The organism is Kribbella sp. NBC_01505, assembly GCF_045040285.1.
In the GTDB taxonomy this organism is placed as follows: Bacteria; Actinomycetota; Actinomycetes; order Propionibacteriales; family Kribbellaceae; genus Kribbella.
On record NZ_CP109425.1, the window covers coordinates 8,463,693 to 8,477,530 of the forward strand.

Genomic DNA, 13,838 nt, shown 5'->3' on the forward strand with positions numbered 1-13,838 from the left:
GTCCAACGGGGTCTGACGACTCCCAAAACGATGCTCGCTGCCGACGACGGTGTCAACCTCTCCATCGGCCTCTTAGGGCCGTTGTAACACTTTCGTCTGCCCTACAAGAAGTTACACCTGTGTCACTCCACGTGACTGTTACCTAGGGCAACTATTCGTCACCCAACCGGTACTACGACGGTGCCCTTCGCGCGCGTGATCACAAGGGGCTCGGCGAGCACGTCGGCGGCCGATGCGGACCGGTCCGGCCGGCCGCGGCAGACGACGTACGCGCTGAAGTCGAGTTCGCGGCTGCGGTTGCCGACCCGGGTGATCGTTGCCTTGACCTCCACAACGTCGCCGGCCCGCAGCGGCTGCAGGAACTGCACGTCGGAGTACGACGCGAACAGGCCCTCGTCACCGTCGGCCTGGATGCAGACCTCGGTCGCCACGTCCCCGAACAGCGCCAGCACGTAGGCCCCGTCGACCAGGTTCCCCGCATAGTGCGCGTGACTGTACGGCACATACCGCCGGTGCGTGACCGACAAGCCAATAGTTGCCTTTGACATCCTTATGCACCCATCTTTTCAAGTACGCCGGGCCTAACCGGTTGACGTCTGGTGACAAGCGCATCGACCAGGTAGCTGGCGACCTCGCCCGGCGTGGTCCCACGGCCGAAGACCCGGTCGACGCCGAGCTCCCCGGCCATCTGCTCGGTGAAACGGGGGCCACCGGCAACCAATACCGGCCGCGCGTTCTCGGTGTACGCCTCCCGGAAGGCCGCGGACATCTCCTTGGTGTTCAGTACGTGCGCCTCGCGCTGGGTGACCACCTGGGAGACCAGGATCGCGTCGGCCTTCTCGGCCTTGGCCCGCCGGACCAGCTCCGGTACGGCGACCTGGGCGCCGAGGTTGACCACCTTCAGCTCCCGGTAGTACTCCAGGCCCTTCTCGCCGGCGAACCCCTTGATGTTCATGATCGCGTCGATGCCGACCGTGTGCGCGTCGGTCCCGATACAGGCGCCAACAATGGTGAGCCGCCGGCGCAGGTTCTTGCGGACCGACAGGTTCACCTCCTTCGGAGAGAGCAGCGGGTAGTCGCGCTCGATCACCTCAACCTTGTCGGTGTCGACCAGATGGTTCACGGGCCCGTAAACCACGAAGAACGTGAAGTCCGGTCCCATCGGCTTCGCATGTACGACGAGCGCCGGATCCATGCCCATCTTGTTCGCAAGCTGAACCGCCGCACCCTCGGCCCGCTTGTCGTGCGCGATCGGCAAGGTGAACGACATCTGCACCATGCCGTCCCCGGTGGTGTCGCCGTACGGCCGGATGATGCTCACTCTGCCTCCTCGAGCAATTCGATCGCTGGGTTGTAGTACTCGCTCGATCGGCGCGCGACGCCCTCCAGGCCGCGACCGGCGTCCTGCGGCCGTTTCATCAGGCCGAAGGTGCCGTCGCCGATCGCGTTCAGCAGACCGTCGTCGACGATCTTCTCCAGCAGTTCGACCGACTCCCCCAGCACCTGCCGCGCGCGCTGGGCGATGAACCCGTTCGGCGCCGGATGGAAGTCCTCGTGAAGGTTGCCCGCGGCACCCAATACGTAGCGGACGTTCTGCAGGGCCAGGTCGCGGTCCGAGATCCACGGCGTGACCACCGCTTCGGTCATCATCCCGACCAGCAGAATCCCCTGACCGGTCAGCGCGCCGACCAGGTTGAAGAAGCCGTCCAGCAGGTAGCCGCGGAACACGTCACCGGTCATGTGCCGGGTGGGTGGCATCCATTTCAGTGGCGCGTCCGGGAACAGCTGCCGGGCGAGCATCGCGTGCGCGAGCTCCATCCGGAAGGAGTCCGGGATCTCCGGGGTGATCTCGAAGGCGTGCCCCAGACCGAGCTGCCAGTCCTCGAGCCCGGCTTCCTTGGCGAAGTACTCGTTCAGCAACTGCGACACCGTCACGGTGTGCGCGGCGTCGACCGCGTCGGCCGTCGTCAGGTAGTTGTCCTCACCGGTGTTGATGATGATCCCGGCGCGGGCGTGGATCTGGCGGCTGAAGCGCTGGTCGACGAAGGTGCGGATCGGGTTGATGTCGCGGAACAGGATCCCGTACATGGAGTCGTTCAGCATCATGTCGAGCCGCTGCAGCCCGGCCAGTGTCGCGATCTCCGGCATGCAGAGTCCGGAGGCGTAGTTGGTCAGCCGGATGTAGCGGCCGAGCTCGCGCGACGACTCGTCGAGGGCGGCGCGCATCAGCCGGAAGTTCTCCTGGGTCGCATACGTGCCCGCGAAGCCTTCACGGGTCGCACCCTCGGGAACGTAGTCGAGCAGCGACTGCCCGGTCGACCGGATCACCGCGATGATGTCCGCGCCCGCCCGGGCCGCGGCCTGGGCTTGCGGGATGTCCTCGTAGATGTCGCCGGTGGCAACGATCAGGTAGATCCACGGCCGCTGCTCGGGATCACCATGCTTCTTGATCAGCCGGTCGCGCTCGCGCCGCCTGCCGTCGATCAGCTTCAAACCGCCCGCCGCGGCCTTGCGAGCCGCCGTACGGGCGCGCACCGCATCCCGGCCTTCCGGCAGCCGGAAGGTGACCGAGCCGGAAGCGGCCTTCTGCGCCAGCACGTTCAGGTCCTCGGCCTCGCCGCGCAGCAGCGCGTCCCACACCGGCAGCGCGAACCCGTGCTCCAGCCCGACGTCGGCCCGGACGGTGTCCGCGAGCCGGTTCACCCACGGGATGCCTTCGGAGTCGGCGCCCGCCAGCCCGGCCAGTCGCAGTACGGCGCGCTCGACGGAGACCGTCGTGTGCTGCTTGGCCAGGTTGACGATCGGCCGCCCGGCCTTGCGAGCCAGGCTGCGCGCCTTCCGGACGGTGACCGGGTCGAGGTCGAGCTTCTTCACGGCACGCGTCATTGCGCCCATCCTTCTGAGTCGTACACGATGCGACCGCCAACCGCGGTCCGCAAGCAAGTGGGCACCGGCGAACCCTCGGACAGATCCGGCAGCACCGGTACGCCGGCGCGCGGGTCGGTCGACCAGGCCGCGACCCGCTGATCCGGGGTCTGGACGACGAGCTCGGCCTCGCTCTGCCAGATCGCGTACGTCGCCGGCATGTTCGGCGCGAGCACGCCCGCGTCATCGATGCCCGCGGCCCGCCAGCCACCCCGGGTGTGCGCCTGGAACGCGGCCCGAACGGTGATCCGCTCATCCGGGTTGTGATGGAATGCCGCCGCCCGCACGGCCTCCCACGGGCCGAGCTCGGTCACCGGTGAGTCCGAACCGAACGCCAGTACGACGCCCGCGCGGGCCAGCGACGCGAACGGGTTCATCCCGCGCCAACGCTCGCCCAGACGCTCGGCGTACATGTCGTCCGGGCCACCCCACAGTCCGTCGAACATCGGCTGCACGCTCGCAGCGACGCCGTACCGGGCGAAGGTCGCGACTGCCTCCGGGCTCGGCATCTCCACGTGCTCCAGCCGGTGCCGTACGGCGACGAGCGCCTGGGCACCGACCTTCTCGGCCGCCAGCTCGAAGCCGCGGGCGATGTTGTCGAGCGCCTGGTCGCCGATGCAGTGGAAGCCGGCCTGCACGTCGCGCTCGGTGCACGCGATCACGTGCTCGGCGATCTGCTCAGCCGTCAGGTAAGCGTGCCCACGGTGATCGGTCTGATCCGCATACGCCTCACGAAGCGCCGCAGTGCGGGACCCCAGGGCACCGTCAGCGTTGAGGTCACCGGCCAGGCCGACGACGCCGTACTCGTCGAGCACCTCGAAGACGCCCGGCTCGCCCCAGTAGAGAGTCGCGTGCAGACCGGCCTCTTCGGCCGCCTGACGCACCAGCGGAAGCTCCCAGCGCGGACCGATGTGCGGCGCCGCCATCTCATGGAACGCGCCGATCCCCCGCGCCGCCATCGCCCGGACGGCAGTACGGGCGTCCTCGAGCGCACGGCTCTGCGCATCCGCACCACCGAGGGACTCCTCAGACAGCGCGTCCCGCACCGCGTGGTTGGCAGCCCGCTCCACGCGGCCGCTCGCGTCGAAACCCTCACTGCCAGCAAGACCCGGTACGGCGGCGATCAGCGCTGACGACACCACACCTGAGTGACCGTCGACCCGGGACAGGTAGACCGGCCGGCCGCCAGCAGCCCGGTCGAGCTCAGCCGCCGTCGGCGGGCGGTGCTCCGGCCAGCGGGTCTCGTCCCAGTTCGATCCCTCGATGACCGCGTCCGCCGCCAGCCCGGCCGCGTGAGCCGCGAGCCGGTCGAGCGCCTCGGTCAATGACCGCGTCCCTGTCAGGTCGAGGCCGTTCAGCAGGAAGCCGGTCCCGACCGCGTGGACGTGGGCGTCGACGAAGGCCGGGGTGACGAGCTTGCCGTCGAGGTCGATCACCTCGTCCGCGCCGTCGGCGTACGAGGTAGCTCCGATCTCGTCGCCGAGCCACGTCACCACCCCGTCGTCGAAGGCGATCGCGGTCGCATGCGGGTCGGCGGGCGAGTAGACGGAACCGTTGGTCAGAAGTGTGCGCACGGGCTAATCCTCCGCCAGCCTGCTCTCGAACAGACCTCGGACACCCGGCTCGTTCCGCAACAGCTGCATCGCGTACTCCGCGTGACCGGGCACGTACCCGTTCCCGACCAGCATCGTGACGTCGGCGGCCAGCCCTTCGGCGCCGAGCGCGGCGGCCGAGAACGAGGTCGCCATCGAGAAGAAGATCACCGTGCCACCGGCGGCAGTGGACAGTACGGCGCCGTGCTCGCACCCGGGGACGTCGACGCAGACGACCGTGATGTCGGCCGGTCCCCCGGCCTCCTCGACCGCCGCGTTCAACGCGACCGGATCCCGGGCATCGGCGAGCGCGACGACATCGGCCAGACCGGCCGCACCCAGTACGTCGGCCTCGCGCTGAACCGGGACGATGCCGATCGTCCGGGCCGCACCCGCGTCGCGCGCGGCGGCGAGGGACAGGGAGCCGGACTTACCTGCGCCGCCAATGACTGACACGACAGGCTTAATTCCTTTGTCGACATACGAGCGGACGACGCGGGCGGTCAGCGCGGGCGCTCCGCACACGTCCATCACGGCCAGCGACAGCTCGGGCCGCAGGTCGTCCGGCAGCTTCGCGACGATCGAGCGCGCGAAAAGGATCGCGTGCCCCGAAGCCGGAACCTGCTCCCCCTGGCCGTCCCACCGCTGCAGTTCGTCGGTGATCTGCAGTGGCGTGAGCGTCAGCGAAACCAGCGTCGCGACCCGATCACCCGCTACGAGACCGAGCGGCGACTCCGGCCCGACCTCGTCGACGACGCCGACCAGCATCCCACCGGAACCGGTCACCGGGTTCTGCATCTTGCCGCGACTCCGGATGATCTCCAGCACCGCCGTACGGACAGCGGCGCCGTCACCGCCGTGCGCGCCGGCCAGCTGCCGGTACGACGCGGCGTCCAGATTCAGCCGTTCGACGGCGATCCGGACCTCGTCCGGCCAGATCTCGGCGCGGGCGTCCAGCCGCTCCGCCGCCTGCGGCAACACGCCCGACGGCGTGATCACGCGGTGTAGTCCTACCGGGCTCGACGGCACCTGTCCTCCTCTGAACGGTCAGGCAAAATACTACCGAAAGACGTGTGTGACGAGAATTCTTGCGGCGTACTGTTGCTTTGAGGCTACTTTCTATCGCTATCCTCACATCTGACCACATCGTCTGAAAGCCCCGGAGGACTTCGTGACCGACCTGATCAGCCCGGCTGACCTGATCGACCCCGCTAGTGCTGCGGGTCAGCCGTACGCCTATCGGCGCGCCGAGCTCGTGGAGCCGGACTGGACCCGGCTGCCCGGCTGGAAGGACGTGACGGCCGAGGAATGGCGGTCGGTCCAGTGGCAGCGTTCGCACTGCGTCAAGAACGTCAAGCAGCTGCGTGACGTGATGGGTGACCTGGTCGAGGAGCGCTTCTACGAGGACCTCACCCGGGACCAGGCCGAGCGCGCGACGATGTCGATGCTGCTGCCGCCGCAGATGCTGAACACGATCGTCCCGCACGGCCCAGAAGCTTTCTCAGGCGACTACACCGAGGCCTTCTACGCCGACCCGGTACGCCGCTACATGCTGCCGGTGTTCACCGACCGCCGCAGCGACTGGCCGTCGCACCCGCACGCGACGCGCGACTCGCTGCACGAGCACGAGATGTGGGCCACGGAGGGGTTGACCCACCGCTATCCGACCAAGGTGCTGGCCGAGCTGCTGCCGACCTGTCCGCAGTACTGCGGTCACTGCACCCGGATGGACCTGGTCGGGAACTCTACGCCGGTCATCGACAAGCTGAAGTTCGTCACCAAGCCGGGGCAGCGGGTCGACGACATGCTCGACTACCTGCGCCGCAATCCCGGCGTCCGCGACGTCGTGGTCTCCGGTGGCGATGTGGCGAACATGCCTTGGCCGCGGCTGGAGTCGTTCCTGACCAGCCTGCTCGAGATCGAGAACATCCGCGACATCCGGCTGGCCACCAAGGCGTTGATGGGGATGCCGCAGCACTGGCTGTCCGACGACGTGCGGGCCGGCGTCGAGCGGGTCGCCCAGCTCGGTCGTCAGCGTGGCGTGATGATCGCGATGCACACGCACGTGAACGCGGCCCAGTCGGTCACGCCGCTGGTGGCCGAGGCGACCAAGGCGATGTTCGAGGCCGGTCTGCGCGACGTCCGCAACCAGGGCGTGCTGATGCGCGGTGTGAACGACTCGATCCCGGAGCTGCTGGACCTCTGTTTCGCACTGCTCGACGGCGCGACCATCACGCCGTACTACTTCTACATGTGCGACATGATCCCGTTCTCCGAGCACTGGCGGGTCTCGGTCAAGGAAGCCCAGCACCTGCAGCACGGCATCCTCGGCTACCTCCCCGGTTTCGCCACCCCGCGCATCGTCTGCGACGTCCCGTACGTCGGCAAGCGCTGGGTGCACCAGCTCTCGGAGTACGACGAGGTTCGCGGCGTCTCGTACTGGAAGAAGAACTACCGCACCGGGATCGAGCAGCAGGACCCGGAGGCCTTGAACCGCACCTACGAGTACTACGACCCGATCGACTCCCTGCCCGCCGAGGGCCAGGCCTGGTGGACCCAGCACGCCCCCACGTCGCTGGCCGACGCCGAAGCCCGTGCCGCCGCGTCCCGCGAAGCAGCCGAAGCCCAGAAGCTACTCCCGCTGATCTAGCCACCCCCCAAGCTGCCTTCGGTGCCATCAATGCAGGGGATGGCACCGAAGGCACTATGATCACGCCCTCTTGGTTCTCATGGGGGTTGTGGTGCGGGTTCTTCGTGGTGTCCTCGGCGCTCTGCTCGCCGTGCTCGGTCTGCTCGTGGCCGCTGTCGGCGCAGGAGCAGCCTTCTGGCTGATCGGTCCTGACGACACGGTCTACTCCGGTGAGCAGCACCTCGCTGTTCAAGGGCGGACCCTGGTCACGAGCCCGACGCTGATCAACCAGCACGGCCCGACGTTGCATGTTCGCGCTCAGTCGGTCGACGGCATGCCGGTATTCATCGGTGTCGGTCGCAACTTCGACGTCGTGAGCTATGCCGAGGCCGCTGCTTATACGTCGCTGGTGCAGATCAAGTATCCGGTTGCCTTCAGCACCGAGGAGCACATCGGCGCGACCAGCCCCTTGACCGCGCCGGCCACGCTCGACTGGTGGTTGGCCAAGGCGACCGGACCTGCGAAGCAGGAGCTCGTCTGGCCGATCCAGGACGGCCCCTATCAGGTCGTCGTGATGCCTGCGCGCGGCGATGCACCGGTGGATGTGCAGCTGGAGTTCGGCCTCGAGATCCCCCACGCGTTCCTGGCAGCACTCGCCGTACTGCTCATCGGTCTGGTGCTTCTCTTCCTTGCCTGGCGCACATTCCGCCGCAAGCCCAAGGCCAAACCGACCACCGCGCCGGTAGCGCAGGAGGAGCCGGTCGCGAAGAAGCCGGCAGCGCTCCGTACGGCGCTATCCGTCACAGCTGTGCTCACGCTCACCGCTGGGTGCGCAGGTCTTCCCGAGGCCAATACAGTCACCGCTCTCAGCCGCCCTGCGGTAACCGCCGACAGCGCCCGCGCGATCCTCACCCGGTACGACGAGGTCGCGGCGAAGGCGGCTCGCACGCGCGACCTCAAGGCGATCAGCACCGTCGAGGCCGACGAACAGTTGGAGCGCACCCAAACGACGTACCAGCTGGCCGGCCTGCGAAAAGGCCCGGCCAAGCCACCGACTCCCCTCGCCCAGGCAGCAGTCGCGGCTCCCGAGTACAGCAGCTACCCGATGCGGTTCGCGACGCAGACCGGCGACCGGCAGTTTGGCGTCTGGGTGCGCCCGACGGCGGGTGCCCCGTGGCGGCGCAGTTTCGCCGCCACCGCGGACGCCGCCGCGAAGGTGCCGTCGATCACCGGCGCCCGGGAGATCTCGTCGGACCGGACGGCACCTGCGGCGGAAGACTTTGCGCGATTCTTGGAGAAGAGCGGCACCTCGCCGGCGGCGAGCGGTAGCGCGCCGGACAGCAAGGCCTTCACGCTCAACCCTGGGGTCGACGCGCTCCTGAAGATCCAGCAGGCCCGCCGGTCCCAGACCAAGATCCACGGCGCCGCCATCCGGTCGACCACCGACAAGTTCGCCCTCGCCTCGCACCCGGTCACCCTGTTGACCCCGTCCGGGGAGTCGCTGACGTTCTTCACCCTGACCGAGAAGCTGATCGTCGCCACCGACGGCAGCCATCCGATCAACTGGGCCGACGGCGACGAATCCGTCCTCAGTACACGCGACTACGAGGACGGCCTGAACGCCGTCTACTCGCACTCGGTGGTGCTGGCCTTCCCGGCCAAGGGCGATCCGCGAGTGGTTGCCTTCAGCACCCAGGTCCTCAAGGCCGACGGCTACTGAGCTCGCCCCGCCTTTGCAGCTTCGTGCAATCTGCCGGTTTTCGGGGGTTGCGGACCGTAGTTGGCCGCTAGCATCTGGAGCCTCTTGACGAGACACTAACTCGGGGAGTTCTGCGTGCGGGTCGTTCGGGTGTTACTTGGTGTTGTGCTGGCTCTGGTCGGCCTGATTCTCACGCTGGGCGGAGGTGCGGCGGCCTTCTGGGTGATCGGGCCGGACGACACCGTTCAGTCCGGCGAGCAACATCTGACCAGCAAGGGCCTGGGGATCGCCAGTGCGCCGGAGCTGCTGGACCGGCATGGCCCGATCCTGCATGTCGAGGCGCGAGCGACCAATGGCAAGCCGGTCTTCGTGGGTGTCGCCCGGGACTTCGATGTGGCGAGCTACTTCAAGAACGTTGCGCACACAGAGCTTGTGCAGCTGTCGTATCCGATCGCCTTGACCCCGCAGGAGCTGAAGGGCGCGACCGATCCGCTGGCGGCTCCGGCCGGGCTGGACTGGTGGGTGGCGAAGGCGTCCGGTGCCGGGAGCCAGTCGCTGCGCTGGCCGATCGCCGACGGGCCGTACGACGTGGTCATCATGTCGGCCGACGGCAAGACCGCCCCGGACGTCCAGGTCCGGTTCGGCATCGAGATCCCGAACGCCTTCACGATCGCCCTGGTGATCTTCATCGGCGGTCTGCTGATCCTTGCCCTCGGCATCGTTCTGATCGTCGTCCGGCGCCGCCCGACCCCCGCCGTACCGCAGCCGCAATCTCAACCTCAGCCGCAACCTCAGCCGCAGGCACCGGCCGGTACGACGGCGTACCGGGTGGTCGCGGGCGCCGCCGTACTGGGGCTGCTCACCGGATGCTCGGTCGTGCCTGAACGCGACACGATCACCACGATCACCCGGCCCGCGATCGGCGACGAGGCCGGGCAGGCTGTCCTCAAGCGGTACACCGAAGTCAGCACCGCCGCCGGGAGCAAGCGCGACGAGGGACAGATCGGGCAGGTCGAGGGCGGCGAGCTCGTCAAGCAGACCCGCGCCGCGTACGCGATCGGCCGGAAGCTCAAGCGCCCGATCCCCAAGCCCGCGGCGCCCGCCAAGCCCGTCTTCGCAGCACCGGAGTACGGCGGCTATCCGATGCGGTTCGTCAGCACCGCGGGCTCGACCGTGAGCCTGTGGCAGCGCGCGAGCGCCGGAAGCCCCTGGCTGCAGACGCACAACAGCACCCTGCAGAAGTCGGCCAAGCTGCCCGACCTCACCGGGATGCGGCCGGCGACCGCCGCCGACGACAAGGATCTGAAGCTGGCGCCGGAGGCCGCCGTCACGGCGCTCAGTCAGTGGCTGACCGCGGAAGGCAAGTCCCCGAACGGCGCCTCGTTCGCCGTCCTTCCGCAGTTCGACGCGGACTTCAAGCAGATCGCGGGATGGCGCGCGGACTGGAAGAAGACGCCCGGAGCCGTGGCCTCCATCGGCCGCGCCTACAGCCAGGCCGCGCCGCCCGCCGCCTTCATCACGAAGAGCGGCGAGGCGGTCGTGCTGGCCACCATCAACCAGAAAGTACGAATTGGTGGTGGGGAACGGCGGCTACACCTTCTACTGGGGCGAGGGCGAGGAGACCACGTTCAGCCTCCCGGCCACCCAGTACAGCAGCGGTCTGACCTCCACCCGCCTCGACGACGTGGTCCTGGTCATTCCCCGCAAGGGCAAGGACAAGATCCGCATCGTGGCGTACGACCAGCAGCTCGTCGACGCCGGCGGCTACTAGTGGGTGATCTTCACCTCTGATCCGGTGGACGCGGACTCGTAGATGGCCGTCAGCATGCGGGCCATCTCGAGACCGTGTTCGGCCGGGGCGTCGGCGGGGATCTCACCGCGGCAGATCCGCAGGAAGTTCTCGATCTGGTTGGCGAAGCCGACGGTGAAGTCGAAGCCGAGCGAGTCGATCTGCGGCTCGATGTGCAGCAGGGTGTCGTGGCGTTCGGTGACCATGTGCAGGGCCGGCTCGATCTCCACGCCGCCCTTCTCACCGAACAGCTGGACCGCGGTCTCGTTGCGGGTGTGCAGCGAGTACGACACGTCGACGTTCAGTACGGCGCCGCCGTCGAAGCGGATCTGCGCGGTCGCGTAGTCCTCGACGTTGTTGACCAGCGTCGGTGACGCGGCCCGGTAGCGGGACAGGTTCTGGATGTTGTCCCGGGCACCGATCGGGTCGAAGGTCGCTCCCGAGACCGACACCGCGGTCGGCTGACCCATCAGGTACCAGCAGAGGTCGACGACGTGCACGCCCAGGTCGATGAGCGGTCCGCCGCCGGCCACGTCCTTGTCGCCGAACCAGCCGCCGGGGTTACCGGCGTTGCGCAGGATCGTCGTCCGGGCCGCGTAGATCCGGCCGAACTCGTCCTCGTCCAGGAACCGCTTCGCGACCAGCGCGTTCGGCGCATACCGCCGTACGTAGCCGATCTGCAGTGACTTCCCGGTCTCCTTGGTGGCCTTGACCAGCGCCTCGGCCTCGGCGACCGACACGCTCATCGGCTTCTCGAGCAGCACGTTCTTGCCGGCCCGCAGCGCGTCCTCGGCGATCTCGGCGTGCTTGTTGTTCGGGACACAGATGCTGACGGCGTCGATCTCGGAGTCGGACAGGATCTCGGCGCGGTCGCCGGTCACCCGCTGGACGCCGAACTGCTCGCCGCGCTGCTTGACCCGCTCGATGTCGATGTCGCAGAGCGCCACCACCTCGGCGCCCGGGTTCGACTGGTACGCCTTGATGTGTTCCTGGGCGATCGTGCCCACGCCGATCACGGCGATCTTGGTGGTCATTGTCAGGCTCCCTGGGCCAGCGCGACGACGTTCTTCAGGCCGAGCTCGACCGCGCCGGGAGCCGCCTCCAGACCCTCGAACTCCAGCGTCACGGGCAGGTCGGGCTTGGTCTGGACGAGCGCGAGCAGCGCCCGCAGGTCGAGGTCGCCGTGACCGGGGATGGTCCCGACCAGGTACTCCCCCGCCAGCGTCTTCAGCCAGCCGGCACCCGGGACGGAACGCCGTACATGGAAGTCCTTGACGTGGGCGGCGGCCGCGACGTCGAGCAGACCGGAGACCGTGCGGCCGGGGACCTCACCGACGCACAGGCCGTTGCCGAGGTCGAGGGTGACGCGGAAGTTCTCCCGGTCGACGGCGTGCACGAGCCGGGCGACCCGCTCGTACCCGTTCATCGACATGCCGTGGTTCTCGACCGTCGTGGTGATGCCGAGGCCGGCGGCGTGGTCGGCGAGCGCCTGGGCACCGGCGACCAGGTCCGGGAAGACCTGCTCGAACTCGCCCTGGTTCGCCTCGCGCCAGCCCCACGGCAGGACGTCGTGGCGGAACAGTCGGGCGCCGAGGCGGTGCCCGACGTCGATGTGGCGGCGGACGCGGTCGAGCTCCTTGGGGTCGCCGCCGCGCAGGTCGGCGCCGATCAGGTAGTTCAGGATCGGTACGCCGCGATCGCCCGCGGCCTTGACCACGGTCTCGACGAGCTTGTCGTCTTCGAGCAGGTCGTCACCGAGGGCGGCGATCTCCAGGTGCTCGGCGGGTGAGTCGGCCACCCAGTCGATGACCCCGACCAGGTCCATCTCGCCGCTGGCAATGAGCTTTTGGAAGCTGTACGAACTGACGCCCAGTTTCACTGGTAGTTCCTCTCTAGGTAACGGTTGACGCAGTGTCATGCGTGAGCTTGTTCCACGGACTTGGGTAGCTCTGGACGCCGTAGATGTCGGTGCCGAACCGGTCGAACGCATGACCGGCGGCTCCGAGCACCGCTGCCTCACGGCCCAAGGCGGCGGCGACGAACGGGGGTCGCTCCGGAACGACGAGTTCCTTCGCGACGGCTGCCTCCAGGGGGCGGAGCAGCGTCGTACTCTCGGCGGCGCCGCCGCAGCGCACGACGACGACATCGGGGTCGACGACCAGGAGTACGGTCGCGATCCGTCCCGCGATCTGGTGGCAGAAATCCTCGAGTTCGGCCTGGGCGTCCGCGTCGCCGTCGGCGGCCGCTTGGAGCACGGCCTCTCCGGTCGGCCGCGATGTCCAGACGAGTTGGCCGCGTTCGGCGTTGCGGGTCCAGCGCATGCCGCGCTGGGCGCCGAGCTCGCCGGCCAGCCGGTGGCTGCCTTGCCGGATCTCCTCGTCGAGGACGATCGACAGCGACAGCCGGTTGCCGACCTGCAGGTAGAGAACGTCGGTGTGGCCGCGGCCGGCGCCACCACGCTGCTCGGCGAGAGCGGCGAGTTTGATGTCGTTGTCCACGGTCACCAGGCAGCCGAGCTTCGCCGAGGCTGTTTCCGCGATCGGCTCGCCGACCACCTCGGGCAGCACCAGGCTCGCGCGGAGCCGGCCGCTCTCCTCGACCACACCGGGCAGCGCGACGCCGACTGCCCGCAGCCGCTCGAGATCGGTCCCGGCCTCCTTGGCGGCCGCCTCGACCGCGGCGATCACCGTGGCGTCGACACCACGGCCGGCGCGGCCCAGTTCGGCGTACCCGAGTCGCTCGCCGGCCAGATCGCAGAGCACCGCCCGCGCGCCGCGGGGACCGATGTCGACCCCGGCGACGAGCCCGGCCTCCCGGACGAAGCGGAACGACCGCGCGGGCCGCCCCGGCCCGGCCGACGCGGCGTTGCTGGGCTCGACGAGCCCGGCCGCGACCAGATCGTCCAGTACGGCGTGCACCGTGGGACGCGACAGCCCGGTCTCGGCGCTGATCACGCCGACCGTCTGGGCAACTCCCGCATCGGCCAGGAAGCGTAGGCACGCGACCTGGTTCGCGGACCGCTCCGCATGAGCAGCCCCTGGTGCAGTCTCCATCGACCCCAACCAATTATCCAACCGGCTTTAATAAACACGCTAGTCGACGAGCTCTGGTCCTGACAAGCATCACGGCGAGGTCGCGAAAAGCTCACGGAGAGCGACCTCTCGTGCACCACGCCGAACACTCGTGGGCCAATTCGGCAAGGCA

11 protein-coding genes are annotated in these 13,838 nt (G+C 68.5%); 3 read left to right on the top strand and 8 right to left on the bottom strand.

Translation table 11 applies throughout. From position 1 onward, the window contains the following. Positions 1-158 precede the first annotated feature (158 nt). Genes OG474_RS39825 through OG474_RS39845 form a run of 5 tightly spaced genes read right to left on the bottom strand, consistent with a single transcriptional unit; the run spans position 159 to position 5,516 of the window. Entirely contained in the window at positions 159-548 is a 390-nt protein-coding gene (locus tag OG474_RS39825) for a hotdog domain-containing protein (protein ID WP_405058838.1), read from the bottom strand. Positions 549-550: 2 nt separating this feature from the next. Continuing rightward, positions 551-1,321, bottom strand: coding sequence for an OAM dimerization domain-containing protein (locus OG474_RS39830; RefSeq protein ID WP_405058839.1), 771 nt, complete (start codon positions 1,319-1,321; stop codon positions 551-553). Beyond that, a complete protein-coding gene (locus OG474_RS39835) occupies positions 1,318-2,886 on the bottom strand; it encodes a lysine 5,6-aminomutase subunit alpha (RefSeq protein ID WP_405058840.1) in 1,569 nt (522 codons plus the stop codon). Before OG474_RS39835 ends, OG474_RS39830 begins: the two co-directional genes overlap by 4 nt. Beyond that, positions 2,883-4,499, bottom strand: coding sequence for an amidohydrolase (locus OG474_RS39840; RefSeq protein ID WP_405058841.1), 1,617 nt, complete (start codon positions 4,497-4,499; stop codon positions 2,883-2,885). The genes OG474_RS39835 and OG474_RS39840 overlap by 4 nt, the downstream gene beginning before the upstream one ends. A gap of 3 nt (positions 4,500-4,502) precedes the next feature. Beyond that, on the bottom strand, positions 4,503-5,516 hold the full coding sequence (locus OG474_RS39845) for an L-erythro-3,5-diaminohexanoate dehydrogenase (RefSeq protein ID WP_405058842.1): 1,014 nt from the start codon (positions 5,514-5,516) through the stop codon (positions 4,503-4,505). Between the two features lie 172 nt (positions 5,517-5,688). Here OG474_RS39845 and OG474_RS39850 point away from each other — a divergent pair, with 172 nt between their 5' ends. The 3 genes from OG474_RS39850 to OG474_RS39860 all read left to right on the top strand — a co-directional run bounded on the left by OG474_RS39850 (position 5,689) and on the right by OG474_RS39860 (position 10,636). Then, on the top strand, positions 5,689-7,167 hold the full coding sequence (locus OG474_RS39850) for a KamA family radical SAM protein (RefSeq protein ID WP_405058843.1): 1,479 nt from the start codon (positions 5,689-5,691) through the stop codon (positions 7,165-7,167). Positions 7,168-7,258: 91 nt separating this feature from the next. Further along, on the top strand, positions 7,259-8,866 hold the full coding sequence (locus OG474_RS39855) for a hypothetical protein (protein ID WP_405058844.1): 1,608 nt from the start codon (positions 7,259-7,261) through the stop codon (positions 8,864-8,866). 114 nt (positions 8,867-8,980) lie between these two features. Continuing rightward, a complete protein-coding gene (locus tag OG474_RS39860; protein ID WP_405058845.1) occupies positions 8,981-10,636 on the top strand; it encodes a hypothetical protein in 1,656 nt (551 codons plus the stop codon). On the opposite strand, the gene OG474_RS39865 is transcribed toward OG474_RS39860, so the two are convergent. From OG474_RS39865 to OG474_RS39875, 3 genes are read right to left on the bottom strand one after another with little or no spacing between them, the layout of a single operon-like run. Beyond that, positions 10,613-11,668, bottom strand: a complete 1,056-nt coding sequence (locus tag OG474_RS39865) for a Gfo/Idh/MocA family protein (protein WP_405058846.1) — start codon at positions 11,666-11,668, stop codon at positions 10,613-10,615. The two genes, OG474_RS39860 and OG474_RS39865, sit on opposite strands and share 24 nt — an antisense overlap. A gap of 2 nt (positions 11,669-11,670) precedes the next feature. Beyond that, positions 11,671-12,513 carry a sugar phosphate isomerase/epimerase family protein gene (locus OG474_RS39870; protein ID WP_405058847.1) on the bottom strand — a complete coding sequence of 281 codons (843 nt, stop codon included), beginning with the start codon at positions 12,511-12,513 and terminating at the stop codon, positions 11,671-11,673. 13 nt (positions 12,514-12,526) lie between these two features. Next, entirely contained in the window at positions 12,527-13,687 is a 1,161-nt protein-coding gene (locus tag OG474_RS39875) for an ROK family protein (RefSeq protein ID WP_405058848.1), read from the bottom strand. Between the last annotated feature and the right edge of the window lie 151 nt (positions 13,688-13,838).

What these genes read in the sequence shown, in the direction of transcription:
- OG474_RS39825 (WP_405058838.1), bottom strand. Translation starts at nt 548, where the DNA reads ATGTCAAAGGCAACTATTGGCTTGTCGGTCACGCACCGGCGGTATGTG.
- OG474_RS39865 (WP_405058846.1), bottom strand. Translation starts at nt 11,668, where the DNA reads ATGACCACCAAGATCGCCGTGATCGGCGTGGGCACGATCGCCCAGGAA.
- OG474_RS39875 (WP_405058848.1), bottom strand. Translation starts at nt 13,687, where the DNA reads ATGGAGACTGCACCAGGGGCTGCTCATGCGGAGCGGTCCGCGAACCAG.
- OG474_RS39835 (WP_405058840.1), bottom strand. Translation starts at nt 2,886, where the DNA reads ATGACGCGTGCCGTGAAGAAGCTCGACCTCGACCCGGTCACCGTCCGG.